This is a genomic window from Pedococcus sp. P5_B7, assembly GCF_054049895.1.
In genome coordinates, this window is the sequence record NZ_JBFULM010000006.1 from 430,494 (window position 1) to 454,809 (window position 24,316).

General features: G+C 71.9%; 27 protein-coding genes. 3 read left to right on the forward strand and 24 right to left on the reverse strand.

Translation table 11 applies throughout. The features are described 5' to 3' along the window. Window positions 1-2 precede the first annotated feature (2 nt). The 7 genes from argF to ACXJKD_RS15870 all read right to left on the reverse strand — a co-directional run bounded on the left by argF (window position 3) and on the right by ACXJKD_RS15870 (window position 6,660). Entirely contained in the window at window positions 3-938 is a 936-nt protein-coding gene (argF, locus tag ACXJKD_RS15840; protein ID WP_457255564.1) for an ornithine carbamoyltransferase, read from the reverse strand. Beyond that, window positions 935-2,218: an acetylornithine transaminase gene (locus ACXJKD_RS15845; RefSeq protein ID WP_457255565.1), complete on the reverse strand. Its 1,284-nt coding sequence runs from the start codon at window positions 2,216-2,218 to the stop codon at window positions 935-937. The genes argF and ACXJKD_RS15845 overlap by 4 nt, the downstream gene beginning before the upstream one ends. Next, complete coding sequence (gene argB / locus ACXJKD_RS15850) at window positions 2,218-3,186, reverse strand: acetylglutamate kinase (RefSeq protein WP_457255566.1); 969 nt, start codon at window positions 3,184-3,186, stop codon at window positions 2,218-2,220. The genes ACXJKD_RS15845 and argB overlap by 1 nt, the downstream gene beginning before the upstream one ends. Further along, entirely contained in the window at window positions 3,183-4,334 is a 1,152-nt protein-coding gene (argJ, locus tag ACXJKD_RS15855; protein WP_457255567.1) for a bifunctional glutamate N-acetyltransferase/amino-acid acetyltransferase ArgJ, read from the reverse strand. The genes argB and argJ overlap by 4 nt, the downstream gene beginning before the upstream one ends. Further along, window positions 4,331-4,741 carry an ACT domain-containing protein gene (locus ACXJKD_RS15860; protein WP_457255568.1) on the reverse strand — a complete coding sequence of 137 codons (411 nt, stop codon included), beginning with the start codon at window positions 4,739-4,741 and terminating at the stop codon, window positions 4,331-4,333. Before ACXJKD_RS15860 ends, argJ begins: the two co-directional genes overlap by 4 nt. After that, complete coding sequence (gene argC, locus ACXJKD_RS15865) at window positions 4,738-5,808, reverse strand: N-acetyl-gamma-glutamyl-phosphate reductase (RefSeq protein WP_457255569.1); 1,071 nt, start codon at window positions 5,806-5,808, stop codon at window positions 4,738-4,740. Before argC ends, ACXJKD_RS15860 begins: the two co-directional genes overlap by 4 nt. Window positions 5,809-5,874: 66 nt before the next feature. Beyond that, window positions 5,875-6,660 carry a class I SAM-dependent methyltransferase gene (locus ACXJKD_RS15870; protein ID WP_457255570.1) on the reverse strand — a complete coding sequence of 262 codons (786 nt, stop codon included), beginning with the start codon at window positions 6,658-6,660 and terminating at the stop codon, window positions 5,875-5,877. A 151-nt stretch (window positions 6,661-6,811) separates the two neighbouring features. Here ACXJKD_RS15870 and ACXJKD_RS15875 point away from each other — a divergent pair, with 151 nt between their 5' ends. Then, on the forward strand, window positions 6,812-7,318 hold the full coding sequence (locus tag ACXJKD_RS15875) for a hypothetical protein (RefSeq protein ID WP_457255571.1): 507 nt from the start codon (window positions 6,812-6,814) through the stop codon (window positions 7,316-7,318). A gap of 37 nt (window positions 7,319-7,355) precedes the next feature. On the opposite strand, the gene ACXJKD_RS15880 is transcribed toward ACXJKD_RS15875, so the two are convergent. The 8 genes from ACXJKD_RS15880 to infC all read right to left on the reverse strand — a co-directional run bounded on the left by ACXJKD_RS15880 (window position 7,356) and on the right by infC (window position 15,520). After that, window positions 7,356-8,090, reverse strand: coding sequence for an SDR family NAD(P)-dependent oxidoreductase (locus ACXJKD_RS15880; RefSeq protein ID WP_457255572.1), 735 nt, complete (start codon window positions 8,088-8,090; stop codon window positions 7,356-7,358). After that, complete coding sequence (gene pheT / locus ACXJKD_RS15885; RefSeq protein WP_457255573.1) at window positions 8,087-10,651, reverse strand: phenylalanine--tRNA ligase subunit beta; 2,565 nt, start codon at window positions 10,649-10,651, stop codon at window positions 8,087-8,089. The genes ACXJKD_RS15880 and pheT overlap by 4 nt, the downstream gene beginning before the upstream one ends. Beyond that, window positions 10,651-11,757, reverse strand: a complete 1,107-nt coding sequence (gene pheS, locus ACXJKD_RS15890) for a phenylalanine--tRNA ligase subunit alpha (RefSeq protein ID WP_457255574.1) — start codon at window positions 11,755-11,757, stop codon at window positions 10,651-10,653. The genes pheT and pheS overlap by 1 nt, the downstream gene beginning before the upstream one ends. A gap of 332 nt (window positions 11,758-12,089) precedes the next feature. Then, window positions 12,090-13,208, reverse strand: coding sequence for a sensor histidine kinase (locus tag ACXJKD_RS15895; RefSeq protein ID WP_457255575.1), 1,119 nt, complete (start codon window positions 13,206-13,208; stop codon window positions 12,090-12,092). 10 nt (window positions 13,209-13,218) lie between these two features. Further along, window positions 13,219-14,010, reverse strand: a complete 792-nt coding sequence (locus ACXJKD_RS15900; protein WP_457255576.1) for a TrmH family RNA methyltransferase — start codon at window positions 14,008-14,010, stop codon at window positions 13,219-13,221. 73 nt (window positions 14,011-14,083) lie between these two features. Next, window positions 14,084-14,470, reverse strand: a complete 387-nt coding sequence (gene rplT, locus ACXJKD_RS15905; RefSeq protein ID WP_457255577.1) for a 50S ribosomal protein L20 — start codon at window positions 14,468-14,470, stop codon at window positions 14,084-14,086. A 79-nt stretch (window positions 14,471-14,549) separates the two neighbouring features. Further along, complete coding sequence (gene rpmI / locus ACXJKD_RS15910; RefSeq protein ID WP_457255578.1) at window positions 14,550-14,744, reverse strand: 50S ribosomal protein L35; 195 nt, start codon at window positions 14,742-14,744, stop codon at window positions 14,550-14,552. A 92-nt stretch (window positions 14,745-14,836) separates the two neighbouring features. Beyond that, entirely contained in the window at window positions 14,837-15,520 is a 684-nt protein-coding gene (gene infC / locus ACXJKD_RS15915; RefSeq protein ID WP_457255611.1) for a translation initiation factor IF-3, read from the reverse strand. Between the two features lie 318 nt (window positions 15,521-15,838). Here infC and ACXJKD_RS15920 point away from each other — a divergent pair, with 318 nt between their 5' ends. After that, window positions 15,839-16,225 carry a DUF1844 domain-containing protein gene (locus tag ACXJKD_RS15920; RefSeq protein WP_457255579.1) on the forward strand — a complete coding sequence of 129 codons (387 nt, stop codon included), beginning with the start codon at window positions 15,839-15,841 and terminating at the stop codon, window positions 16,223-16,225. A 77-nt stretch (window positions 16,226-16,302) separates the two neighbouring features. Here ACXJKD_RS15920 and ACXJKD_RS15925 read toward each other — a convergent pair whose 3' ends face one another. After that, window positions 16,303-17,535, reverse strand: coding sequence for an MFS transporter (locus tag ACXJKD_RS15925; protein ID WP_457255580.1), 1,233 nt, complete (start codon window positions 17,533-17,535; stop codon window positions 16,303-16,305). A 134-nt stretch (window positions 17,536-17,669) separates the two neighbouring features. On the opposite strand from ACXJKD_RS15925, the gene ACXJKD_RS15930 reads away from it, so the two are divergent. Further along, entirely contained in the window at window positions 17,670-18,002 is a 333-nt protein-coding gene (locus ACXJKD_RS15930) for a DUF952 domain-containing protein (protein WP_457255581.1), read from the forward strand. Between the two features lie 20 nt (window positions 18,003-18,022). Here ACXJKD_RS15930 and ACXJKD_RS15935 read toward each other — a convergent pair whose 3' ends face one another. Genes ACXJKD_RS15935 through hisD form a run of 8 tightly spaced genes read right to left on the reverse strand, consistent with a single transcriptional unit; the run spans window position 18,023 to window position 24,302 of the window. Continuing rightward, window positions 18,023-18,766: an SseB family protein gene (locus tag ACXJKD_RS15935; protein ID WP_457255582.1), complete on the reverse strand. Its 744-nt coding sequence runs from the start codon at window positions 18,764-18,766 to the stop codon at window positions 18,023-18,025. After that, a complete protein-coding gene (gene priA / locus ACXJKD_RS15940; protein ID WP_457255583.1) occupies window positions 18,763-19,497 on the reverse strand; it encodes a bifunctional 1-(5-phosphoribosyl)-5-((5-phosphoribosylamino)methylideneamino)imidazole-4-carboxamide isomerase/phosphoribosylanthranilate isomerase PriA in 735 nt (244 codons plus the stop codon). Before priA ends, ACXJKD_RS15935 begins: the two co-directional genes overlap by 4 nt. Continuing rightward, window positions 19,494-19,904, reverse strand: a complete 411-nt coding sequence (locus ACXJKD_RS15945; protein WP_457255584.1) for a hypothetical protein — start codon at window positions 19,902-19,904, stop codon at window positions 19,494-19,496. The genes priA and ACXJKD_RS15945 overlap by 4 nt, the downstream gene beginning before the upstream one ends. Continuing rightward, on the reverse strand, window positions 19,901-20,539 hold the full coding sequence (gene hisH / locus ACXJKD_RS15950; RefSeq protein ID WP_457255585.1) for an imidazole glycerol phosphate synthase subunit HisH: 639 nt from the start codon (window positions 20,537-20,539) through the stop codon (window positions 19,901-19,903). Before hisH ends, ACXJKD_RS15945 begins: the two co-directional genes overlap by 4 nt. After that, a complete protein-coding gene (locus ACXJKD_RS15955; RefSeq protein WP_457255586.1) occupies window positions 20,536-21,162 on the reverse strand; it encodes a hypothetical protein in 627 nt (208 codons plus the stop codon). The genes hisH and ACXJKD_RS15955 overlap by 4 nt, the downstream gene beginning before the upstream one ends. Beyond that, window positions 21,159-21,785: an imidazoleglycerol-phosphate dehydratase HisB gene (hisB, locus tag ACXJKD_RS15960; RefSeq protein WP_457255612.1), complete on the reverse strand. Its 627-nt coding sequence runs from the start codon at window positions 21,783-21,785 to the stop codon at window positions 21,159-21,161. The genes ACXJKD_RS15955 and hisB overlap by 4 nt, the downstream gene beginning before the upstream one ends. Window positions 21,786-21,811: 26 nt before the next feature. Then, window positions 21,812-22,948 (reverse strand): histidinol-phosphate transaminase, encoded by a 1,137-nt coding sequence (locus ACXJKD_RS15965; RefSeq protein WP_457255587.1) that lies wholly within the window; start codon window positions 22,946-22,948, stop codon window positions 21,812-21,814. 7 nt (window positions 22,949-22,955) lie between these two features. Then, on the reverse strand, window positions 22,956-24,302 hold the full coding sequence (gene hisD / locus ACXJKD_RS15970; protein ID WP_457255588.1) for a histidinol dehydrogenase: 1,347 nt from the start codon (window positions 24,300-24,302) through the stop codon (window positions 22,956-22,958). Window positions 24,303-24,316 lie beyond the last annotated feature (14 nt).

The window sequence follows — 24,316 nt, forward strand, 5'->3', positions numbered from 1 at the left end:
GCTCAGGCCCCCTCGAGGAGGAAGGACAGCAGCGCCTTCTGCGCGTGCAGGCGGTTCTCCGCCTCGTCCCACACGACCGACTGGGGTCCGTCGATGACCTCGGCCTCGACCTCGAAGCCGCGGTAGGCCGGCAGGCAGTGCAGGAAGATCGCGTCAGGAGCAGCCTTCGCCATGAGGGACTGGGTCACGGCGAACGGTGCGAACGGGCTCTGCGCTCCCTGGCGGTCCCCCTTCTCCCCCTCCATGCCCATCGAGACCCAGGTGTCGGTGACCACCACGTCGACGCCCTCGACCGCGGCGACGGGGTCGTCGGTCACGAGGACCGAGCCACCCTGCGTCGCCGCGAGCTCCCGGGCCCTGGCGAGGATCGCCGCCGCCGGCTGGTGGGCGGCGGGGGTGCCGATGCGCACGTGCATCCCGGCCAGCGCGCACCCCAGCAGGTAGGAGTGGGCCATGTTGTTGGCGCCGTCGCCGACGTAGCCGAGGGTGCGGCCGGCGAGGGTGCCCTTGTGCTCGAGCACGGTGAGGAGGTCGGCGAGGATCTGGCAGGGGTGGAAGTCATCCGTCAGGGCGTTCACGACGGGGACACCGGCATGCGCGGCCATCTCCTCGATCCGGTCCTGGCCGTAGGTGCGCCAGACGACCGCGGCCGACTGCGGGCCGAGGATGCGGGCCGTGTCGGCCACCGACTCGCGGGTGCCGATCTGCGCGAGGTTGCCGTCGACGACGAGCGGGTAGCCGCCCAGGGCGGTGATGGCCCCCGCGAAGGAGACCTGGGTGCGCAGGGTGGGCTTGTCGAACACGACGGAAACGGTGCGCGGACCCTCGAGCGGGCGCCGTGAGAAGGGCGCGGCCTTGAGCTCGACGGCGCGCCGCAGGACCAGGGCCTGCTCCTCGGCCGTCAGGTCGTCGTCGCGCAGGAAGTGTCGGAGGGTCATGACGCGTCCTCGGAGGTGGTCTCGTGGGGGGTGGCGGGGCTCGTGGTGCGGGCGCTCGTGGTGGGGGCGCTCGTGGTGCCGGCGCTGGCGGCGGCCGACGCCGCGTCGAGCAGAGCGGGCAGGGCGTGCACGAAGGAGTCGAGCTCCTCGGTGGTGACGACCAGCGGCGGGGCGAGCCGGAGCGCGTCCGGAGCCACCGGGTTGACGATGAAGCCGGCCTCGCGCGCGAGCGCGGCGACCTGGGCCGCTACGGGCTCGGTCAGGACGATGGCGCGGAGCAGCCCGGCCCCCCTCACCTCAGCCACCAGCGGGTGACCCAGGGCCGTCACCGAGTCGACCAGGTGCTGACCGGCCTCGGCGGCGTGGGCGAGCAGCCCCTGCTCCTCGATGGTGTCGAGCACCGCGAGGCCCGCCGCGGCGGCGAGGGGGTTGCCTCCGAACGTGCTGCCGTGCTGGCCGGCGGTGAGCAGCCCGGCGACCTCGGGGCCGAAGGCGACCAGGGCACCGATCGGCACTCCCCCGCCGAGCCCCTTGGCGAGCGTGATGGCGTCCGGCACGATCCCGGCCTGCTGGAAGGCGAACCACGTGCCGGTGCGGCCGATCCCCGTCTGGATCTCGTCGAGGACGAGCAGGGCGCCGTGCTGCTGCGTGAGCTGGCGGGCGAGCTGCAGGTATGCCGTGCCCGGGCTGAGCACGCCGGCCTCACCTTGCACCGGTTCGAGCACGACGGCAGCGGTCTCGGAGCTGACCGCTGAGCGCAGGGCGGCCTCGTCGCCGAAGGGGACGTGCGTGACGCCGGGGATGAGCGGTTCGAAGGGCTCGCGGTAGGCGAGCTTGTGGGTGAGCGCGAGGGCTCCGGTGGTGCGGCCGTGGAACGCGCCCTCGGCCGCGACGATGCCGCTGCGCCCGGTGCGACGGCTCAGCTTGATGGCGGCCTCGATGGCCTCGGCGCCGGAGTTGGCGAAGAAGACGGCCGAGCCCTGCGGAGCCCCGGCGAGCGCCACGAGCCGTTCGGCCAGCGCGATCTGGCCCTCGGAGGTGAACAGGTTCGAGACGTGGATCGCCTCACCGGCCTGCTTGCTGATGGCAGCGACCAGGGCCGGGTGACCGTGGCCGAGCGCGTTCACCGCGATGCCACCGACCAGGTCGAGGTAGCGGTTGCCGTCGACGTCCCACACGTGGCACCCGCTGCCGTGCGACAGCACCAGGGGTGGCAGCCCGAAGACCCCCATGACCGAACGCTGGTAGCGCTCCAGCAGCTCGTCGTTGCGCGCGCCCATCAGGACTCCTCGTCGGCGACGATCATGGTGCCGATCCCCTCGGAGGTGAAGACCTCGAGGAGCAGCGAGTGGGGTTGACGACCGTCGATCACGTGGGCCTGCGGCACTCCGCCCTGGACCGCCCGGATGCACGCCTCGAGCTTCGGGATCATGCCGGCGTCGACCCGCTCCAGCAGCTCCTGGGCACCCCCGACCGTCAGCGACGACAGCAGCGAGTCACGGTCGGGCCAGTCGGCGTAGACGCCCTCGACGTCGGTGAGCATCACCAGCTTGTGCGCCTTCAACGCCACCGCCAGCGCAGCGGCGGCGGTGTCAGCGTTGATGTTGAGGACCTGGCCGTCCACGTCGAGGTCGGGGGCGACCGTCGACACGACGGGGATCCGGCCGGCGTCGAGGATGTCCTGCACGGCTCCGGGGTTGACCGTCTCGACGTCACCGACCAGGCCGAGGTCGACCTCCTCACCGTCGATGTGGGTGCCGCGACGGCGGGCGCCGAACAGGGCGGCGTCCTCCCCCGACAACCCGACCGCGACCGGGCCGTGCTGGTTGAGCAGGCCGACGAGCTCCCGGCCCACCTGGCCGGTGAGTACCATGCGGACCACGTCCATCACCTCGGGGGTGGTCACCCGCAGGCCGCCGCGGAACTCGCTCTGCAGCCCGAGCCGGTCGAGCATGGCGGCGATCTGTGGGCCGCCACCGTGCACGACGACGGGGCGCAGGCCGGCATACCGGAGGAAGGCCACGTCCTGGGCGAAGGCGGCCTTGAGGTCGTCGTCCACCATCGCGTTGCCGCCGTACTTGACCACGACCAGCGCGCCCCGGAACTGCTCGAGCCACGGCAGCGCCTCGACGAGGGTCTGTGCCTTCCCCTGGGCGACCCGCAGCGCGGCCGCGCCGATGTGCCCGCGGACGGTGTTGGTCGACCGCCGCGCGGGTGCGGCGTCGGACGTGGTGACTGGAGTGCTCATGAGGAGTAGGCCGAGTTCTCGTGGACGTAGTCATGGGTGAGGTCGTTGGTCCAGACCGTGGCCGCTTCGCCGCCGGCGTGCAGGTCGACCACGACGTGCACCTCCCGCGGGGTCAGGTCGACCAGGCTGCGGTCCTCCCCGACTCCCCCGGCGCGGCAGACCTCGACCCCGTTGATGGAGACGTCGAGGGCCTGCGGGTCGAACTCGGCGCCGGTCGTGCCGACCGCGGCCAGCACCCGTCCCCAGTTGGGGTCGTTGCCGAAGACCGCGCACTTGAAGAGGTTGTTGCGCGCGATCGACCGGGCCACCTCGAGGGCGTCGACCTCCGAGGCTGCGGTGCGCACCTCGATGGCGATGTCGTGGTGGGCGCCCTCCGCGTCGGCGATGAGCTGGCGGGCCAGGCTCGCGCAGACCTCGGTCACGGCGTGCGTCAGCTGGTCGGCATCGACCGGCACCCCCGAGGCGCCGGACGCCAGCAGGACCACCGTGTCGTTGGTGGACTGGCAGCCGTCGGAGTCGATCCGGTCGAACGTCACCGCCGTGGCGGCTCGCAGGCTGTCGCTGAGCTGGTCTGCGTCGACGACGGCATCCGTGGTGACGACGACGAGCATCGTCGCGAGGGCCGGCGCGAGCATGCCCGCACCCTTGGCCATCCCGCCGACGGACCAGCCGTCGCGCTCGGCGACCGCCACCTTGTGGACGGTGTCCGTCGTCGTGATCGCGATGGCCGCGTCAGGCCCACCGTCGGCGGACAGCGCGGCGGCCGCGGACTTCACGCCGGCGAGCACCTTGTCCATCGGGAGCAGCTCGCCGATGAGGCCGGTCGAGCAGACCACCACGTCGTGCGAGGAGAGGCCGAGGAGCTCGGCGACCTTCTCTGCCGTCGCGTGCGTGTCGGCGAAGCCCTGAGCGCCGGTGCACGCGTTGGCCCCACCGGAGTTGAGGACGACCGCGTCGACCCGGCCGTCGAGCGACGACTGCCGCGACCACGTCACGGGTGCCGCCTCGACCCGGTTGCTGGTGAAGACCGCCGCAGCGTGGTGGTCGGGTCCGTCGTTGACCACCAGGGCGAGGTCAGGGTTGCCGCTCGCCTTGAGGCCGGCGGTGACCCCCGAGGCGCGGAAGCCGCGGGGCGTGGTCACGCTCACGAGGTCGCCCCACCGAGGCGGGCGGGAGCGGCGGTGTTGCCATCGCGCTTCCAGGTCGCCATCGCCTCGTCGGCGTGCTGGGCCTCGATGAGGATCCAGTCGGTGTCGTAGGTCGACAGGGCGAGGATGCTGATGCCTTGCTTGGCCAGTGGCTCGAGCAGGCCCGAGAGCACCCCCACCGTGGAGAAGTCGAGGGGTCCGGCGATCTCGAAGGCGACCAGCGGACCCTGCACCTTCGTGCCCGACGGCACCGACTCGTAGGCGCACACGATCGAGGTCTCGCTGTCGGTGTACGTGATCGAGGCGAGTGGCCCGGTCCGCCAGTCCCAGGCCGGCTCCTCACCAGCGGGCAGGCGGGCGAAGCCCACCTCCACCGCGTGCCTCATCAGGTGCAGGGGCAGGCTCATGGCGCCACCCCTGCCACCGGAAGTCCGGTCGTCTCGGCCAGGCCGAGCGCGAGGTTCATGCACTGCACCGCAGCACCTGCCGTTCCCTTGGTGAGGTTGTCGACCGCAGCGACCGCGACGACGCGCCCGGCGCGTTCGTCGACGGTGACCTGGACGTGGACGCTGTTGCTCCCGAGCACGCTGGCTGTCGACGGCCACTGGCCTTCGGGGAGCAGGTGGACGAAGGCTTCGTCGGCATAGGACTTCTCCCACGCCTCCCGTATGCCGCGTGCGTCGGCGGGTGCGTCGCCGTCGGCCGAGGACGGCCGCAGGCGGGCGGTGCAGGTGGCCAGGATGCCGCGGGGCATCGGGGCCAGGGTCGGCGTGAACGACACCTGCACGTCGGCCGCACCCGGACCGGCTGCCGCGGTGAGGTTCTGCTCGATCTCGGGGGTGTGCCGGTGGGTGCCGCCGACCCCGTAGGGGGACATCGCGCCCATCACCTCGGCGCCGAGCAGGTGGGGCTTCAGGGACTTCCCTGCGCCCGAGGTCCCGGACGCCGCCACGACGACGACATCGCGCGGGTCCAGCAGACCGGCGGCGAAGCCGGGCGCGAGCGCGAGCGAGACGGCCGTCGGGTAGCACCCGGGCACCGCGACCCTCCGGGTCCCCAGGAGTGCCTCACGCTGGCGGCCACCGCCCACGGGCAGCTCGGGCAGGCCGTAGGCCCACGCACCGGCATACGGGGTGTCGTAGAACGTGGTCCACGCCTGCTCGTCGCGCAGCCGGAAGTCGGCGCCGCAGTCGATGACTGTCACCGAGTCGGGCAGCTGGGCGGCCAGCGCGGCCGAGTGTCCGTGCGGGAGCGCGAGGAAGACGACGTCGTGACCGGCGAGGACCTCGAGGGTCGTGTCCTCGACCACGCGCTCTGCGAGCGGGGTGAGGTGTGGGTGCAGGTCGCCGAGGCGGCGGCCTGCGCTCGACCCCGCCGTCAACGCCCCGATCTCGACGTCGGGGTGGCCGAGCAGGAGCCGCAGGAGCTCTCCCCCGGCGTACCCGCTCGCTCCAGCGACTGCTGCCTTGACCATGTGCATAAACATACACGCTCATGCAGAATCATGCACACCGTCAGTCCCGTGCGCCGGGAACGACTGCTACGGCTCGATGCGCCGCGCCAGCCAGCGCCTCCCCCGCCGCACGAAGGTCGGGACAGCCGAGGTGGTGACGACCTGGTCGCCGATCCGCACGAAGCGCGCCATCTTCTGCCCCGCCGGGTGCCCCCAGTCGCCGAGGTACTCATATCTCCACGGCCCGAAGCTCGCGGCCCACTTGAGGTCGTCCGAGTAGTGCCAGAAGACGTTCTTCTCGTTGAAGAACGGCTTGTCCCGCTTCGAGGGGACCACCAGGTCGATGGGGGTCGACGCCGGTCGCATGAAGAACGTGGCGTAGAACGAGCCGCCCTCACGCATCGACGGCGCGAGGCGGTGCAGGCACAGCCGGATGTGGTTGAGGGACACGTGGGTGAACACCGACTGGGCGATGGCATAGTCGAACGGCACCCCGAAGTCGACGTCGAACCGGTCGTTGGCGCGCAGGTTCGCCACCGGCAGTCGCGCGCGCTGGTCGTCACTGAGCTCCACGTCGTAGCCCGCCTGGATCAGGCTGTGGTTGGCCTCCACGGCGTAGTAGTGCCCGGGGTCGAGGTAGTCGACGAAGTGGCGTCCGGCACGAAACGGTCCACACCCGATGTCGACCACCCGATGGTGCGGCAGCAGGCCCTGGCCGCGCAGGTAGGTCAGCTGGCGCTCGCCGTGGGTGCCCCAGATGCCGCCGATGAAGGCGCGGTGAGCTCCCGCGTCGATCTCCTCGGGCGTGAACTCACGACCCGAGTAGTCCGGCTGCTCGCCGGCGGTCTCCACGCGGTGTTCGATCGTGCCCATGGCGCCTCCTCGTCCGCCGCCACCCTAGTGGGATCCAGGTCAGGACACTCCGTAAAGACGTGGCCATGAACCTATGGTTTCTAGTCATGCCCATCTATGGTGCTGTGACGAAGTCACCCAAGAGGTGCTGACGAGCGGAGTGGAGGGCACAGTGCACCGTCACGTGGCGGCGCTGGCTGCTGTCGCGGCCTTGGTGGTGAGTGGTTGTGATCACGAGCAGAAACCACCGACGCCGAAGCTGTGCCGCGGACTGGTCGACGTCTCGGACTCCGCTGCGTTCGTGCAGTACAGCCTCAGGAAGGACCGGTACTGGGATGTCACCCTGGCGCTGCTCCAGAACCCCTGCGCCTACGCGGTCGACGTCGTAGGGGTGGAGGTCGGCGCAGCGATGGGGGCAACCGGACAGGGGGCGTCGGTTGCACCTCGACCCGATCAGGTCTTCGCCGCTGCAGCGGTGCCGCCGGTCGCCTTGCCTCCGCTGGAGCAGTTCCGGGTGCCCGCTGGCAGCACGGTTCAGGTCGTGGGGAGGTTTGCGGTGAGCGGCGGAGAACCGGTGCACGTCCCGACGGCGACCCTCACCTTCCGCGGTGGCGAACAGACCGGCACGATGACCCTGACGCCCCGGGTGTCACTCTGCACCTGCGGACCTCCCAGCTGAGGTCCCGAGGCCCGAACGCCATCCGAGGACGGCTCGATCAGGTCAGCGGGTCGTCGTCGCCCCAGCGCAGCAGGCCGAGCGTGCGGTCCGACTCGGCCAGGCCCTGGGCCGCCCGCGCCTTCAGCGACGCAGGGGTGTCGACCCCGGCCCGCACCATGCGGCCGTTCCACTCGTCGAGCTCGCCACGGGCGATCGCCAGCAGCAGCTCGGCCACCACGGCGGGCTCGGTCCACTCGGTGCGGTCCCGGTGCGCGTCCATCGCCTCGGTCATGTCGGTGCGCACGACCCCGGGCGCGAGGTCGAACGCCCGGACCCCGCGGTCGGCGTTGAGCCCGGTGGCGGCAGTCAGCCTGGCGAGCGCGCCCTTGCCCACGTTGTAGGCAGTCGCGATGTCGTAGTTGCGGTAGGCCGCCCCGGAGTTGATGTTGACGATGCGCCCCGAACCTGCAGCCACCATGTGCGGCAGCACCGCGCGCGTCATCAGGTAGGGACCCCGGAGGTTGACCTCGATGGTCTCCCACCACTGCTCGGGGTCGCTGTCCAACAGCCCGACCTCGCGGTCGATCACCCCAGCGTTGTTGACCAGCAGGTCGACCCGACCGTGGCGACCGATCACCTCGGCGACCCACCGCTCGACGGCTACGGGATCGGTGACGGGCGCGACCGCGCGCGAACCCCGCTCGACGGCATACCCGGCGTCCTCGAGGGCGACGGCGAGGTGGTGACCGATGCCCCTCGAGGCACCGGTCACGACCGCGACGGGAGCCGTCACCGCTGGCTCGCGCCCGCGCGGGTCGCGGCTTCTCCGACGGCGCGGTCGCGCAGGGTACTGACCTCGTCGGTGGTGAGGGTGCGGTCGACAGCCCGGAAGGTGAGGCGGTAGGCGAGCGACTTGCGGCCCTCGCCCACCTGCTCGCCGCGGTAGACGTCGAACAGCACGACCGACTCCAGGCTCTCGCCTGCTCCAGCGCGCAGTGCCGCCTCCACGTCAGCCGCCGGGACCTGCTCGTCGACGACGAGGGCCACGTCGGTGTGCGCCAGCGGATAGGTCGACAGGGCCCGCGCGTCCAGCGGGACGCCGGTGGCGGCCACGAGGACGTCGACGTCGAGCTCGCCCGCCACGGTGCGGGGCGGCAGCTCGAGCGCGCTGGTCACCTTGGGGTGCAGCTCACCGGCGTGGCCGACCAGCGTCCCGTCGGCGAGTGCCAGCTGGGCACACCGACCCGGGTGCCAGGGCGCCCGCTCGGCCGCGCTGACCACGAGCTCGAGTCCGACGGACCGACCGACAGCCAGGGCCCACGCGACGGCGTCGGCCGCCTCGGCCTGCCGACCCGGTCCCCACGGACCGCCTCGCTCCACCTCACCGGCTGCCGCATATGCCGCGTGGCGCGGCTGCGCGGGCACGGCACCGAGGATGGCAGCCAGGGTGGCGTCGTCCGGTCGGGTCTCGATACCGGGCACGGGCGCGCTGGTGGGCTCACTGCTGGCGCGCGTGACCAGACCGATCTCGTAGACGGCGACGTCGCGCGACCCGCGCGCGACGTTGCGACGCAGCGTGTCGAGCAGGGTGTCGAGCACCGACGTCCGCATCAGCGGCGCCTCGTCGGACAACGGGTTGACCAGCCGCACGGCCGCCCGACGCTCGTCGTCGGCCGGCAAGGCGAGCCGGTCGAAGAGCGACGGTGCGACGAAGGGGTAGCTCAGCACCTCGACGAGACCCTGGTGGGCCAACGTGGTGGCGATGACGCGACGGATCCGCTGGCTGTGGGTCAGCCCTCGCCCGGCCGCCTTCGGCTGCGGGAGGACCGAGGGGATCTGGTCGTAGCCGCGCACCCGCGCGACCTCCTCGACCAGCTCGGGTCCGTTGGTCAGGTCAGGACGCCACGACGGTGGCAGCACCGCGACGTGGCCGCCGGCAGCAGCGGGCTCGTCCGCGGCCTCCACGACCTCGCACCCGATGGCGCGCAGGGTCGAGAGGACCTCGGCCCGCGGGTACTCCAGCCCGATGTAGCGGGTGGGCAGTGACGTGTCGAAGTCGAACGGCTCCGCGGCGACCCGCAGGTCGACGTCAGTGACGCCCTCGTCGGCCGTGCCGCCGCCGTGGACGACGAGCAGGTCGACCGCGAGCTGTGCCGCGGCTGCTGTCACCGCGTGGTCGACCCCGCGCTCGAACCGCTTGGACGCCTCGGTGGTGAGCCGGTGGCGGCGCGACGAGCGGGCGACCGTGATCGGGTCGAAGTGGGCCGCCTCGATGAGGACGTTGGTCGTCGTGCCGGTGACCTCCGACGTCGCACCGCCCATGACGCCGGCGATGGCGAGCGGGGTGTCGGCGCCGTCGACGATCAGCAGGTCCTCGGGGTCGAGGCGCCGCGCGACGTCGTCGAGGGTCGTGAGCTGCTCCCCCGCCCGCGCCCGCCGGGTGCCGACCGACCCGGACAGCGTGTCGAGGTCGAAGGCGTGCAACGGCTGGCCGAGCAGCAGCATCACGTAGTTGGTGACGTCGACGGCCAGCGAGATCGGCCGCATCCCCACCTGGGTCAACCGCTTCTGCATCCAGCGCGGGCTGGCGGCCGTGACGTCGACGCCGCGGACCACCCTCGCCACGTACCGGTCGCACCCGACTCGACCGCCGAGCGGGGCGTCGTCGGTGAGGTGCACGGCATACCCGTGGTCGTTGGCCTGCGGGACCACGAGGTCGGCGGCGGCGGCCGGGTCGTGGAAGGCCGCGCCCGTCGACAACGCGTACTCGCGCGCGATGCCGCGCAACGAGAAGCAGTACCCGCGGTCGGGCGTGACGTTTACCTCGACGACCTCGTCGGCCAGGTCGAGCAGTGCGATGGCGTCGTCACCCGGCTTCAGGTCTGCCGCGACCTCCGCACCGAGCAGCTCGGTCAACACGATGATCCCGGAGTGGTCGTCACCGAGGCCGAGCTCGGCCTGGCTGCAGATCATGCCGTGGGAGACGTGGCCATAGGTGTTGCGCGCGGAGATCTCGAAGCCCCCGGGCAGCACCCCTCCGGGGAGGACGCAGACAACGAGGTCACCCACGCCGAAGTTGTGCGCCCCGCACACGATCTCCTGGGGCTTGCCCTCCGTGACCCGCTGGCCGTGCTCACCGACGTCGACGGTGCACCAGTTGATGGTCTTGCCGTTCTTCTGCGGCTCGGGCTCGACGGACAGCACCCGCCCGACGACGATGGGGCCGGAGATGTCGCCACCGTGCAGCCCCTCTTCCTCGAGGCCGACCCGCACGAGGGCGGCAGCGATGTCCTCACCGGTGGCGTCCGAAGGGACGTCGGCGAGCTCGCGCAGCCAGGACACAGGCGCGTGCATCAGATCTCCATTCCGAACTGCTGGGAGAAACGGACGTCTCCCTCGACGATGTCGTGCATGTCCCCGACGTTGTGGCGCAGCATGAGCGAGCGCTCGATGCCCAGGCCGAACGCGAAACCGGTGTAGCGGTCGGTGTCGACACCGGCCGCGCGCAGCACGCGCTGGTTGACCATGCCAGAGCCACCCAGCTCGATCCAGCCGGTGCCACCGCAGGTGCGGCAGCGTTCGCCGTCGAGCGAACCCGAGCCGCCGCAGATCCAGCACCGGCAGTCGATCTCGGCACTGGGCTCGGTGAACGGGAAGTAGTTGGGCCGCAGCCGCGTCACGATGCCCTCGCCGAACAGCCGCTGGACGAACGCGTCGAGGGTGCCCTTGAGGTGGGCCATGGTGATGCCTTCGTCGACGACCAGCCCCTCGAACTGGTGGAAGACCGGCGTGTGCGTGGCGTCGAGGTCGTCGGTGCGGAAGACCTTGCCCGGGCACAGGACGTAGATCGGCGGCTCGCGGTCGAGCATCGTGCGGACCTGCACCGGTGAGGTGTGGGTGCGCAGCACCAGCCCGGAGCCGGCCGGCTCGACGAAGAAGGTGTCCTGCTCCTGGCGGGCGGGGTGGTCCGCGGGGATGTTGAGGGCGTCGAAGGTCAGCCACTCCGACTCGACCTCGGGACCCTCGGCGATCTCCCAGCCCATCGAGACGAAGATGTCCTCGACCCGCTCGGAGACCAGGCTGATCGGGTGTCGCGCCCCCAGCGGCCGTCGCGGGACGCGCACCGTCAGGTCGACCGTCTCCTCGACGAGGATGCGGCGGTCCCGGTCGGCCTCGAGCTCGGCCTGACGGGCGGCCAGCGCCTGGGACACCTGCCCTCGTGCCTGGCCCACCCGCTTGCCGGCCTCGGCCTTCGCGCTCGGCGGCAGGGCGCCGATCTCGCGGTTGGCCAGCGCGAGCGGGCTCTTCTCCCCCTGGTGGGCCAGCCGGGCGGCCTTGAGCTCATCGAGCGTGGCGGCCGCCGCGATCGCCTGCTGGGCGTCGGCCACGGCCCGGTCGACCTCGGCCGGGTCGAGCGCGGCCACCTCGACGGGGTCGTACTGCTTGTTCGGTCCTGACATCTCTTCCACTCTGCTCGTCTGCTCGTCTGCTCGTCGGCTCGGCACAACGGCGGCGCCGCAGGCGGGCCCACCGGAGGCGGTGCGTCGAAAGTCTATGGGCCGCCGGCCTGCGTCCCGGGGTCCGGGTTCAGCCTTCGGGGGCGAGCGCTGGGTGCGAGAGGTATGCCGCGGGTGCGGCGTCGTGACGCGCGCAGAGGCGTCGCCGGGTGGCCCTCAGTGCAGCGGTGCGACCGCGCCCGAAGGCCCGGTAAATCGCTCCAGCTCGCTGCTCACGCCGCCAGCCTGACCGTGTCCCCTTGAACGGCGCAACCCGGTTTCACCGGATGGGCGGCTCAGGAGAGGTAGTCGGGCGGCTCGGACGGCAGGCTGATCCGGAACTGCGCGCCACCGGCGTGGCCGTCCTCCACCTGGACCCGTCCGCCGTGCGCTTCGACCAGTCCCTTGACGACGTAGAGCCCGAGCCCGGTGCTGCCCCGCCCGGAGCCGTGCCAGAACCGGCTGAACACGAGGTGGCGGTGGTCGGAGGCGATGCCCTTGCCCTGGTCGGCGACCAGCAGGTCGACGCCGGCGGCGTGGTGACCCTTGGCCTCGAGCGCGGCCTGCCCGTCGTCGGAGGAGCGCTGGGCCGCGAGGGTGACCACCCCCTCCCCGTGGCGGAAGGCGTTCTCGATGAGGTTCGACAGGATCTGGTCGAGCCGGTCGGGGTCGGCCCAGACCTCGGGCATCTCGTCGGAGACGTCGATCGCGAACCGGTCGCGTTCGAGCCCGCTGGCCACCGCCCGCTCGACGTGCCGGTGGAAGACGGCCGAGACGTCGATCGGCAGGGGGCGGATCTGGAGCCGCCCGGAGTCGATCCGCGAGACGTCCAACAGCTCGGTGATCAACCGGGTGACACGGTCGGCGTCGGCCTCGATGGTCTCCAGCATCAGCCGCTTCTGGTCGTCGGTGAAGCGGTCCCACCGGCGCAGCAGCGTGGACGAGAAGCCCTTGACCGACGTGAGCGGCGATCGCAGCTCGTGGGCGACCGTCGAGATCACGGCGGCGTTCTCGGCCTCGGCGCGTCGGCGGTAGGTCGCGTCGCGCATGAGGATGTTGACCCGGTTCACCGGCTGGCTGCGCCCGGGCCGCAGGTACTTGGCGGTGACCAGCACCTCGCGACCGTTGTGCCGGAGCATGAGGAGCTTCTCGCGGTGACCAGTGCGGATCAGCAGCCCACCCCACGGGTTGGTGACGGTCCACCAGGACGAGCCGTCGCTGTCCTGGAGATCGACCGCCTCGCGGATGTCAGCACCGACGAGCTCCTCCCGAGGACGCCCGAGGATGCGGGTCGCACGGGTGTTCACGAACAGGATGCGACCGTCGCCATCCGCGGCGACCAGGCCGTCCGGGATCAGCTCGGCGGCAACACCGGCGGACTCGTTGTCCATCAGCATGCCGGGCTGGAAGTCCATGCCGCCGACCTTAACGGTTGTGTGCTGCCGCAGACGCGTAGAGGCACACCGTGGCGGCCATGGCGAGGTTGAGCGACTCGGCCTTGCCGTAGATCGGGACGCGGACGACCTCATCGCACAGGTCGCGCACCTCGGGCGCCAGGCCCCAGGCCTCGTTCCCCATCACCCAGGCGTGGGCCGGTGCCAGGTCGACGTCGGGCAGCAGGACCGCGCCCGCTCCGTCGGCCGCGAGGACCCTGATCCCGGCCGCTCGAAGACGGCTCACGGTCTCGTCGGTCGGCAGGCCGGTCACCAGCGGCAGGTGGAACAGCGAGCCGGCTGTCGACCGCACCACCTTGGGCGAGTGCACGTCGACCGACGCGTCGCTCACGAGCACCGCGTCGGCACCGGCTGCGTCGGCGCCGCGGATGACCGTGCCCGCGTTGCCCGGGTCGCGCACGTTGGTGAGCAGCACCAGCAGGCGAGGCCCGGTCGCGAGCACCTCGTCGAGGGTGGCGGTCGTCGTGGTGCAGACCGCCGCCAGCCCCTGGGGGGTGGGCGTGTCGCACATCGCGGCGAGCACCTCGTCGCTGACCTCGTGCAGGTAGAGCCCGGCCTGGGTCGCCGCCTCGACGATGTCGGCATGGCGGGTCCAAGCCTGTCCCGTCACGTAGAGGTCCACCACCTGCTCGGGGTGGTGGACGACCGCCTCACGGACCGACTGCGGCCCCTCCGCGAGGAACCGTCCGGTCCGCAGACGCACTGAGCGCCGGGACAGTGCCTTCACCGACTTCACCCGCTCGGCCCCTGGGTTGGTCATCACAGACCTGCTGAACAGAGGTGGCTCGCGGTGGGTCGGCGGGGGCATGTCCCGGCGCTCGGAGTTGCTTGGTCGATCAGGCCGACGCGGCCGCGGTCTCCGTGGTCGCCGGCACGTTCGCGCGGGCGATCTCGACGAGGGCGCTGAAGGCAGCCTCGTCGCTGACGGCGAGCTCGGCCAGCATGCGACGGTCGACCTCGATCTCCGCGGCCTTGAGGCCCTGGATGAACCGGTTGTAGGTCATGCCATTCGCGCGGGCCCCGGCGTTGATGCGCTGGATCCACAGGCGACGGAAGTCACCCTTGCGGGCGCGACGGTCACGGTAGGCGTACCCGAGGGAGTGGGTGACCTGCTCCTTGGCCTTGCGGTAGAGCCGCGAACGCTGTCCGCGGTAACCGCTGGCGCGCTCGAGGACGACCCGGCGCTTCTTCTGGGCGTTGACCGCCCGCTTCACGCGTGCCACGTGAGTTCTCCTTGCTGTGTAGGTCTAGCGTCCGGAACTGCTGTGCTGAGCCCGGCTGTGCTGGTGGGGTGGGCTCGGCTCAGCGGCCGAGAAGCTTCTTGACCTTCTTGGCGTCCGGCTTGGACACCTCGACGTCGTTCGCGATCGAGCGGGTGTACTTCGAGGACTTGTGCTCGAGGTAGTGGCGGCCGTTGGTCTGCTCGCGCATGACCTTGCCGCTGCCGGTGATCTTGAACCGCTTCTTGGCACCGGAGTGCGTCTTCATCTTCGGCATGGCTGCCGATCTCCTTGCTGTCGATGCGCTCGCCTGATGAGGCGACCGACTGTTCGGTGGTTCGTGCGTCTGTTCGGTCGTGCGGGTGGTGCTCAGGCCTGGTCGGCCGTGGCCTCCGCTGCCGCAGGGGCTGCGTCGGGGGTGGTCTGCTCGGGGCTCTGCTCCGGGGCCTGCTCCGGGGCCTGCTCAGGGGCTGCGGACTGCTCCGCACCGGTGGCCGGCTCGTGCGAGGTCCGTGCGCGGCGCTGCTCTGCCATCGCCTCGGACTTCTTCTTCGTCGGGGCCAGCACCATGATCATGTTGCGGCCGTCCTGCTTGGGGGCCGACTCCACGGTGCCCAGCTCCAGCACGTCCTCCGCGAGGCGCTGCAGGAGGCGGAACCCGAGCTCGGGACGCGACTGCTCGCGTCCGCGGAACATGATCGTCACCTTGACCTTGTCGCCGCCCTTGAGGAACCGCTCGACGTGGCCCTTCTTGGTGCCGTAGTCGTGCGGGTCGATCTTGGGGCGGAGCTTGATCTCCTTGATGACCGTGTTGACCTGGTTCTTGCGCGCTTCGCGAGCCTTCAGTGCCGCCTCGTACTTGAACTTGCCGAAGTCCATGAGCTTGGCGACGGGAGGCTTGGCCATCGGGGCGACCTCGACGAGGTCGAGGTCTGCCTCGGCGGCCAGACGCAGCGCGTCTTCGACGCGCACGATGCCGACCTGTTCTCCGTTGGGGCCAACCAACCGCACTTCGGGTACCCGAATGCGGTCGTTGATGCGAGGTTCGCTGATGTTGGTGCTCCTCTGTGGGAAGTTCACTGCCGTGAAGGTACGTCTGCTGATGTCACCGTCGGCCGCTGCAACGAAGAAAGGCTCCCCGTCGCCGTTGCGCGGGAAGCCTCACCTGTCCGTCACTGGCCTCCGAGGGGAGGTATGCCGCCTGGCTTGCGCCCGCGGCATACGCCTCGGTGACCCCGTGGACCCGGCAACCGTGCGGTTGACGCGGGTGGAAGCAGGTGCTGCTTCACTTGCACACCGCGCCCGCTGCTGGGCGACCCTCTCAGGTCACCCGACGATGGACACGGCCGGTCGATCTGAAAGGCTACCAGCGTGAGCACCGAATCTCCCAATCCCGCCGCAGCCGCCGATCACGACGTCGTCGCAGGTCACGAGCAGGCCACCCGGGACATCGCCGAGGTGCCGGCCGTCGAGGTCATCACCACCGCCGCCATCCACCTGATGAGCGCCGCAGCGGTCAAGTGTGGGCTCGCCGAGGGACCCGACGCGGCCGACCAGCTCGACCTCGACGAGGCCCGGCGACTGATCTCGGCGCTCGCCGGGCTGGTGACGGCCAGCGCCCCCGACCTGGGCAGCCAGCACGCCGCTCCGCTGCGCGATGGGCTGAAGTCACTGCAGCTGGCGTTCCGCGAGGCCTCGGTCATCCAGGACCCGCCCGGGCAGGGGCCCGGCGAGAAGCTCACCGGCTCCGTCGTCTGACCGGCGTCACCGACCCTGGTCAGCCCTGGTCGCGCACCGTCGTCGACCGGGGACCTCGGCCCGACGGCCTAGCGGGATCAGGCGTCGGCCGTGGCGCGCACGCGGTTCGCGGCCCGACGCTCGCTCGCCCGCCCGGAGGTGGCCACCGCGCCCACCAGGGCGACCAGCAGCCCGGCACCAGCCACGACGAGGAACCCTGCCTGCCAACCGCGGTGGTCGATGGCGAACCCGGCGAGCGGCGCGCCCAGCGCCATGCCGCCGGTCATGAACGAGCCGTGCCAGCCCATCGCCTCGCCGCGGGCCGACCCCGGCACGACGCGACTGACCTGGTCGACGGTGGCCGTGATGGTCGGGGCGCAGAAGAGGCCCGCGACGAACGACAGGACCGCCAGCGACCCGACGCCCATGGCGAAGGCCATCGGCGCACTGACCAGGGCCAGCCCGCCGAGCAGCCAGAAGGCGGACACCGACTTCTGCAGGCCGCCGTAGACCAGGCCGCCCAACAGCGAGCCGAAGCCCCACACGGCGAGGACCCACCCGATCGACGGCTGGGCGTCGAAGTCGCGCAGGGCGGCGACGATCGCGATGTCGGTGCCACCGAGGACGAGGGTGGTCGCGGCCGCAGCCAGGCAGATCACCAGGAACCGCGCCCGGAACCACTCCGAACGCACGACCCGCGGCACCTCGGCGCTGACCCCTTCGTCGTCCACCGGGGCCTCGGCCTCGTCGTGCAGCACCGGGTTGGCGAACCACAGGAGCACCCCGGCCAGCACGCCCAGCATCTCGATGGCGAACAGGACCCACTGGGTGGGCCACACGGTCGCGGCCCAGACGCCGGCGGCCGGTCCGACCATGAAGGACAGCTCGACCGCGACGGAGTCGAGCGAGATCGCGGTGCGGCGATCGTCCTCGTCGACGGCGGCGATGACGGCCTGCCGGATGATCGAGAACGACGGGATCACGAACAGCCCCGCCAGCGCGGCGAGCGCGAGCAGCCACCAGTAGGAGACGAACGGGGCGATCGACCAGCAGACCGCGGCCACGACGATCGACGGCACGACCACCCGGCGCAGGCCCCGACGGTCGAGCAGCTTGCCGCGCCACGGACCGCTGACCGCGATGGCGATGGTCGCCGCGGCCGACACCAGCCCCGCCGCGGCATACGGCCGACCCAGGTGGCTGACGACGTGGAGGGTCAGCACCACGCCACCGGCGAAGATCGGCATGCGCACCAGGAAGCCCAGCACCAGCGCCTGTCGCAGGGCGGCACTCGCGAGGACGCGACGGTAACGGGCGTTGGCGAGCAGCACCCCCCTACTGTCGCACCAGCCACCGACACCGGCCAAACCACTTTTGCTCCTGTCAGTGAACACAGTGGTCATGTCACGGTGCTCCTGTCAGTGAACACAGTGGTCCTGTCAGTCACGGCGGTAGGTTCGTCGCCGTGACGATCTACCACCTCGCCGAGCCCACGCACTGGGCGGCCGCCGTCGCCACGGGCTCCTACGCGCAGTCGACCCGCGGTCGGACCATGCAGGAGGAAGGGTTCATCCACTGCTCGTCGGACCAGCAGTGGCCAGTGGTGCGCCGGGCCTACTACGGCGACCTCACCGGCCCGTTGCTGCTGCTCGAGATCGACGAGACCCGGCTCACCGAGCCGCCCGTCGTCGAGGTCGGCAACCCGCAGACCGGTGAGACCTTCCCCCACCTGTATGCCGCCCTGCCGGTCGATGCCGTCGTGCGCGTCACCGAGCTGCCGCCACCGCACGACGAATGAGGCCTCCGAGGACCCGCGCCTCAGGAGATCGCGAAGGCCAGTCCGTCGATGCGAGCGCGGATCTCGCCGTCGGTCGCCAGCCGCTCGCCGACCGCCGTCGCGACGGCTTGGACCGCGGCCGAGTCCAGGCCGGGCCGCAGGGTCAGCGAGATCCGCAGGACCCCCTCGCCCGGGGCGCCGGGACCGATCTCGTGGGACACCACCGCATCCTGCTCACGCACGGCCGCTGCCACCGATCGCCGGACCACCTCGTCCTCGTGGGCGGGCAGCCACTCGCGTTGCTGGGCCAGCGCCCAGACCATGCTGGGTCGCAGGGCGACCGTGGCGGGTCCGGCGACGTCGACGACCATCACGTCGCACCGCTCGCTGACCGCCGCCTGGCCGGCGCGGGCCGCAGTGACCGGCACGGGGCGGGCCTGGGGGTCCCAGGCCGCGATGGCGGCCATCGAGGAGAAGACCGGCAGGGCACGGGTGCCATCCGGGGCCACGAGGGTCACGGCGGCCAGGTCGGTCTGCTTCTCGACGGTGAGCGCACCAGTGGAGTGCTCCCCCGAGGTGTCGACCGAGACGGGCTCGGCCACGATGGGCACGAGCAGCCGTGCGGCGCCGAGCGCAGCCATCAGCGCGACCTCGTCACCCGGGTCGGCGAGGGCGCCCCTCAGCGCGGGGTCGGCCGCACCGGTGTCGCCGTCGAAGCCGGTGCTGGTGAGCTCCCTGCCCCCGAACGGGGTGCCGGCCGAGTCCTGCTGGCCGCTCCCACTCACGGCCGGCCCGCCACGTCGAGGGCGTCCGGCAGGGTGAACGCCCCGCGGTAGAGCGCGGACCCGATGATCGCACCCTCGACGCCCTGCGGCACCAGCCCCCGGATGGCCTCGATGTCGGCGAGCGTCGAGACGCCACCGGACGCCACGACCGGGCGGTCGGTGCGCGCACAGACGTCGCGGAGCAGGTCGAGGTTCGGGCCCTTGAGCATCCCGTCCTTGTTGACGTCGGTGACGACGTAGCGGGCGCAGCCCTCGCGGTCCAGCCGGTCGAGGGTCTCCCACAGGTCGCCGCCGTCCTTGGTCCAGCCCCGCGCGGCGAGCGTCGTGCCCCGCACGTCGAGCCCCACGGCGACGCGGTCACCGTGCTCGGCGATGGCGCGGGCGGTCCACTCCGGGTCCTCGAGTGCCGCCGTCCCGAGGTTGACCCTGCGGCACCCGGTGGCCAGAGCCGCGTCGAGGGACTCGGCGTCCCGGATCCCGCCACTCATCTCCACCCGGATGTCGAGCCGGCCCACGATGTCGGCGAGCAGGTCCCGGTTGGAGCCCCGCCCGAACGCCGCGTCCAGGTCGACGAGGTGCAGCCACTCGGCGCCCTGCTCCTGCCAGGCGAGCGCGGCCTCCCACGGGTCGCCGAACTCTCCGCCGCTGCCCGCCACGCCCTGGACGAGCTGGACGGCGCGGCCGCCCTGGACGTCGACGGCGGGCAGGAGCTCGAGCCGGGGGGCGCTCATGGGGTGTCCTCGGTGGGTGGCGTGGCTGGGGTGGGTGGTGTGGACTCGACAACGGGAGCAGTGGGCTCGACGAGGGGCGCCGCGTCCTCCAGGGGCGGCTCCGCCGCGTCGTGGTGGCGGCCCTGCAGGTAGAGGTAGCCGCCGACGACGAGCAGGGCCAGCAGCACCAGACCGATCCGTACCGGCCACGACGCGTCGAGCAGCAGGGTCACCACCAGCGTGCCGAGCGCGGCACCGACCGTCGTCGCGACCTTCGGCCGGGTGCGTCGACGGGTGGTGGCGGTCGGGCGTCGGCGTCGCGCCGTGCTCGTGGCCCTGCGGGTGGTGGCCCGGCGGGCGGTCGCCTTGCGGGCGGTCGACTTCTTGGCGGTCTTCGCCGCGTTGGTGGACTTCCTCGTGGGACTCACAGCGATCGCACCCAGTTCTCGAGCAGGGACAGGCCGGCATCCCCGGACTTCTCGGGGTGGAACTGCGTCGCGCTCAGCGGACCGTTCTCGACCGCTGCGACGAAGCGGCCACCGTGGTCGGCCCAGGTGACCTTGGGCGCGACGGCGGCGAAGGCACCACGGGGCTCCTCCAAGGTCCAGGCCTGCACGGCATACGAGTGGACGAAGTAGAAGCGCTCGGACTCGACGCCCGCGAAGAGGGTGGAGCCGGCGGCGACGTCGACGTCGGACCAGCCCATGTGGGGCACCACCTCCGCCTGCAGTCGGGACACCGACCCCGGCCACTCCCCCAGTCCCTCCTGGGGGGAGCCGCTCGGCTCGTCGGAGCCGTCGAACAGCACCTGCATGCCGACACAGACGCCGAGCACCGGTCGGCCGCCCGAGAGCCGCAGGTCGATCACGGCGGGACCGTCGGCAGCGCGCAGGCCGGCCATGCAGGCGTGGAAGTTGCCGACCCCGGGCACGAACAGCCCGTCCGCCGCCAGCGCGGTCGACCGCTCGCCGGTCAGCTCGACGTCGGCGCCGACGTGCTCGAGCGCGCGCACCGCCGACCTGACGTTGCCGCTGCCGTAGTCGAAGACGACCAGCCGGCTCATGAGTTCTCCTCCAGCTCTGAACGATGACGGGCCTGTTCGGCCATCCGGGCGTCGAAACGGGCCACCGACTGGGCGGTCGGCGCCACCACCTGGCCGCGCAACCCGACCTTGGGGCCGACGAAGTCGGAGCCGGGGAGTCCCAGCGCCGAGAGCAGGTCGGTGATGATCACGTCAGCGCGCCCGTCGCGGCCGCCCACGACCTCGGCCACCGCGCGGGGGTCCCCGCTGCGTCCCGCGGCGGCGAGGAGGTCGGAGGGTCGGGCCAGCTCGAGTCCGGGCGCCCGGACCAGCCCGGCCCCGGGCTCCCAGACGAGCCACCGGACGGCGGCCCGCCAGCCGGGACCCTGGACGGTGACGACTGCGCGCCCGTCGATGGTGAAGAACCCGAGGGCACTGCGCAGGCGCCGTGGGACCGGCCGCGCCGCGAGCACCGTGACGGCGTCGTCGTAGGGCGGCTCCGCGCGCGAGGACGACTCGATCGGCAGCACGGCGGTCCAGGGTCCGAGCGGGATGACCTGGCAGGCCACCAACCCTCGGCGCACCCACGTCGACACCGGCCCGGTCTCGCCGCTCACCAGGAGCAGTCCGCGCGCCTCCTGCGCGGGCTGCCACGGCGCGCTCACGTGGAGAGGCTGCCCTTCGCGCTGGGTATGCCGCTGACCCGGGGGTCGCGCGCGACGGCCGCACGCAGGGCCCGCGCCACCGCCTTGAACTGGGCCTCGACGATGTGGTGGGGGTCGCGCCCGGACAGCACGCGCACGTGCAGCGCGATCCCGGCCCGACCGGCGAAGGACTCCCAGACGTGGCGGGTGAGCGACCCGACATAGGTGCCGCCGATCACGACGTAGGCCTGGCCCTCGGGCTCGCCGGTGTGCACGACGTAGGGGCGCCCGGCCACGTCGACGACCGCCTGCACCAGGGCCTCGTCGAGCGGGACCGTCGCGTCGCCGAAGCGGGAGATGCCGCGCTTGTCACCCAGCGCCTCGCGCAGGGCGTCGCCGAGCACGATCGCGACGTCCTCGACCGTGTGGTGCGCGTCGACGTGCACGTCACCGGTCGCCTTGACCCGGAGGTCGATCAGCGAGTGCTTGGCCAGCGAGGCGAGCATGTGGTCGTAGAAGGGCACGCCGGTCGAGATGTCGGACTGTCCCGTGCCGTCGAGGTTGAGCTCCAGCTCCACGCTGGACTCCGACGTGGAGCGGCTCAACGAGACGGTGCGGTCACCGGCCCGGGTGTCGGGGGTCACTGCCTCTGGCGTCCCGGCCTCGTGCGTCACGGCGCGCTCCTGTCCTGCTCAGGTCGGGCGACCTGCGCCATGGCGGCGAGGAACGCACCGGTCTCGGCCGGGGTCCCGGCCGTGACACGAAGATAGTGGGGTATCCCCACGTCGCGGACCAGTACTCCCCGGTCCAGCAGTGCCCGCCACGTCTGCGCGGCGTCGTCGAGCCCCCCGAACAGGACGAAGTTGGCGTCACTGGCGACCGGGTCGAGCCCTAGCCGCGCCAGGTCCACCACGATCCGGTCGCGCTGCTCCTTGATGACCTCGACGGTCGCGAGCATCTCGGGCGCGTGCCGCAGCGCGGCCAGCGCGATCGCCTGCGTGGGAGCCGACAGGTGGTAGGGCAGCCGCACGAGTCGGAGGGCGTCGACCAGGGCAGGGTGGGCGGCGAGGTAGCCGAGCCGCCCTCCCGCGAACGCGAACGCCTTGCTCATGGTCCGGGTGACGACGAGCCTCGGGCGGCCCTCGAGCAGGGTCAGCGCGCTGGGCGTGCCCGGGCGGGCGAACTCCTCGTAGGCCTCGTCGACGACCACGACGGCACGCTCGGCCGCGGCATACACGGCCTCGACGACGTCGAGGCCCAGGGCGGTGCCCGTGGGGTTGTTCGGTGAACAGAGGAAGACGACGTGCGGGTCGTGGGCGCGCACCTGGGCGACCGCGGACTCGACCGTCAGGTCGAAGGGCGTGCCGCCGGCTCCACGCAGCCCGTCGACCCAGGTGCTGCCGACCGAGCCGCTGATGATCGGGTGCATGGAGTAGGCCGGGGTGAAGCCGAGCGCCCTGCGCCCGGGGCCGCCGAACGCCAGGACCACGTGCTGCAGCACCTCGTTGGAGCCGTTGCCGGCCCAGACCTGCGCCGCGTCGACCGCGGTGCCCGAGGATGACAGGTATGCCGCGAGGGCAGTCCGCAGCTCGGTGAACTCACGGTCGGGGTAGCGGTTCAGGTCGGCCGCGACCGCCGCGACCGCAGCGGTGATCTCGGCCACGACGGACGGCGGGACCGGGTAGGAGTTCTCGTTGGTGTTGAGCCGGACGGGCACATCGAGCTGCGGTGCGCCGTAAGGCTTTTCGCCTCGAAGATCGTCACGGAGCAGCGCTGTGATGCCGCCGTCCTCGGGGGGCTGGGCCATGGTCGGGTCAGCCCTGCCCGAAGCGGACCTGGACCGCCTCGCCGTGGGCCGGGAGGTCCTCGGCCTGCGCCAGCGTGACCACGTGGTGGGCCACCTCCTCCAGCGCTGCCTCGGAGTAGGTGACGACGTGCACTCCGCGCAGGAACGACTGCACCGACAGCCCACTGCTGTGGCAGGCGCAGCCGCCGGTGGGGAGGACGTGGTTGGACCCGGCGACGTAGTCACCCAGGCTGACCGGCGAGTGCGGTCCGACGAAGATCGCGCCGGCGTTGCGGACCCGGTCGCTGACGGCGGCGGCGTCGGCCACCTGCAGCTCGAGGTGCTCGGCGGCGTAGGCGTTGACGACGGCCAGGCCGGCGTCGAGGTCGTCGACCAGCACGATGCCCGACTGCGGGCCGGTCAGCGCCTCGCGGACCCGCTCGGAGTGCTTGGTGTTGGCCACCCGGTCCTCGAGGTCGGCACGCACGGCGTCGGCGAGCACCACCGAGTCGGTCACGAGCACCGAGGCGGCCTGGGGGTCGTGCTCCGCCTGGGACACCAGGTCGGCCGAGACGTGGGCGGGCACCGCGGTGTCGTCGGCGAGGATCGCGATCTCGGTCGGTCCGGCCTCGGAGTCGATCCCGATGACGCCCTTGAGGTAGCGCTTGGCCGCGGCGACGTAGATGTTGCCCGGTCCGGTGACCAGGCTGACCGGCTCGCACACCACGGGTGCACCGCTCGGGTCGGACTCGTCCTCGAACCCGAAGGCGAAGGCCGCCACGGCCTGGGCGCCGCCGACGGCATACACCTCCTCGACACCCAGCAACGCGCAGGCGGCGAGGACGGTCGGGTGCGGGTAGCCGGTGAAGACGCCGGAGTTGTCGCGCTGGGGCGGGCTGGCCACGGCCAGCGAGCCGACCCCGGCGATCTGGGCCGGGACGACGTTCATGACGACGCTGGACGGGTAGACCGCGCGACCACCCGGGACGTAGAGACCGACCCGGTCGACCGGCACCCAGCGCTCGCTGACCTCGCCACCGGGCACGACGGTGGTGGTCGTGGTGGAACGCCGCTGGTCCTCGTGCACGAGGCGCACGCGCCGGATCGCCTCGTCGAGCGCGGCGCGGACCTGCGGGTCGACGTCCTCGAGGGCGGCCGTCAGCACGTCGGCCGGCACCCGCAGGCTGGTCGGACGGACGCCGTCGAACCGCTCCCCCAGCTCGTAGAGGGCCGGGGCGCCTCGATGACGGACGTCCTCACAGATCGGCCGGACCGTCTCGACTGCGGCAGCGACGTCGAACTCGGCACGGGGCAGCAGGTGGCGCAGCTCGCGGACGCCCAGCTCCTGTCCGCGCAGGTCGATCGTGGAGAGCATGCGGCAAGTCTAGG

Excerpts from the sequence above, each read along its gene's own strand:
- rpmI (WP_457255578.1), bottom strand. The coding sequence starts at position 14,744 with ATGCCGAAGATGAAGACGCACTCCGGTGCCAAGAAGCGGTTCAAGATC.
- argC (WP_457255569.1), bottom strand. The coding sequence starts at position 5,808 with ATGGTCAAGGCAGCAGTCGCTGGAGCGAGCGGGTACGCCGGGGGAGAG.
- priA (WP_457255583.1), bottom strand. The coding sequence starts at position 19,497 with ATGAGCGCCCCCCGGCTCGAGCTCCTGCCCGCCGTCGACGTCCAGGGC.
- ACXJKD_RS15845 (WP_457255565.1), bottom strand. The coding sequence starts at position 2,218 with ATGGGCGCGCGCAACGACGAGCTGCTGGAGCGCTACCAGCGTTCGGTC.
- argB (WP_457255566.1), bottom strand. The coding sequence starts at position 3,186 with ATGAGCACTCCAGTCACCACGTCCGACGCCGCACCCGCGCGGCGGTCG.
- pheT (WP_457255573.1), bottom strand. The coding sequence starts at position 10,651 with ATGCACGCGCCTGTGTCCTGGCTGCGCGAGCTCGCCGACGTCCCTTCG.
- pheS (WP_457255574.1), bottom strand. The coding sequence starts at position 11,757 with ATGTCAGGACCGAACAAGCAGTACGACCCCGTCGAGGTGGCCGCGCTC.
- hisH (WP_457255585.1), bottom strand. The coding sequence starts at position 20,539 with ATGAGCCGGCTGGTCGTCTTCGACTACGGCAGCGGCAACGTCAGGTCG.
- argF (WP_457255564.1), bottom strand. The coding sequence starts at position 938 with ATGACCCTCCGACACTTCCTGCGCGACGACGACCTGACGGCCGAGGAG.
- hisD (WP_457255588.1), bottom strand. The coding sequence starts at position 24,302 with ATGCTCTCCACGATCGACCTGCGCGGACAGGAGCTGGGCGTCCGCGAG.
- ACXJKD_RS15895 (WP_457255575.1), bottom strand. The coding sequence starts at position 13,208 with ATGGACTTCCAGCCCGGCATGCTGATGGACAACGAGTCCGCCGGTGTT.
- ACXJKD_RS15860 (WP_457255568.1), bottom strand. The coding sequence starts at position 4,741 with ATGAGCCTGCCCCTGCACCTGATGAGGCACGCGGTGGAGGTGGGCTTC.
- ACXJKD_RS15965 (WP_457255587.1), bottom strand. The coding sequence starts at position 22,948 with ATGGCCCAGCCCCCCGAGGACGGCGGCATCACAGCGCTGCTCCGTGAC.
- ACXJKD_RS15870 (WP_457255570.1), bottom strand. The coding sequence starts at position 6,660 with ATGGGCACGATCGAACACCGCGTGGAGACCGCCGGCGAGCAGCCGGAC.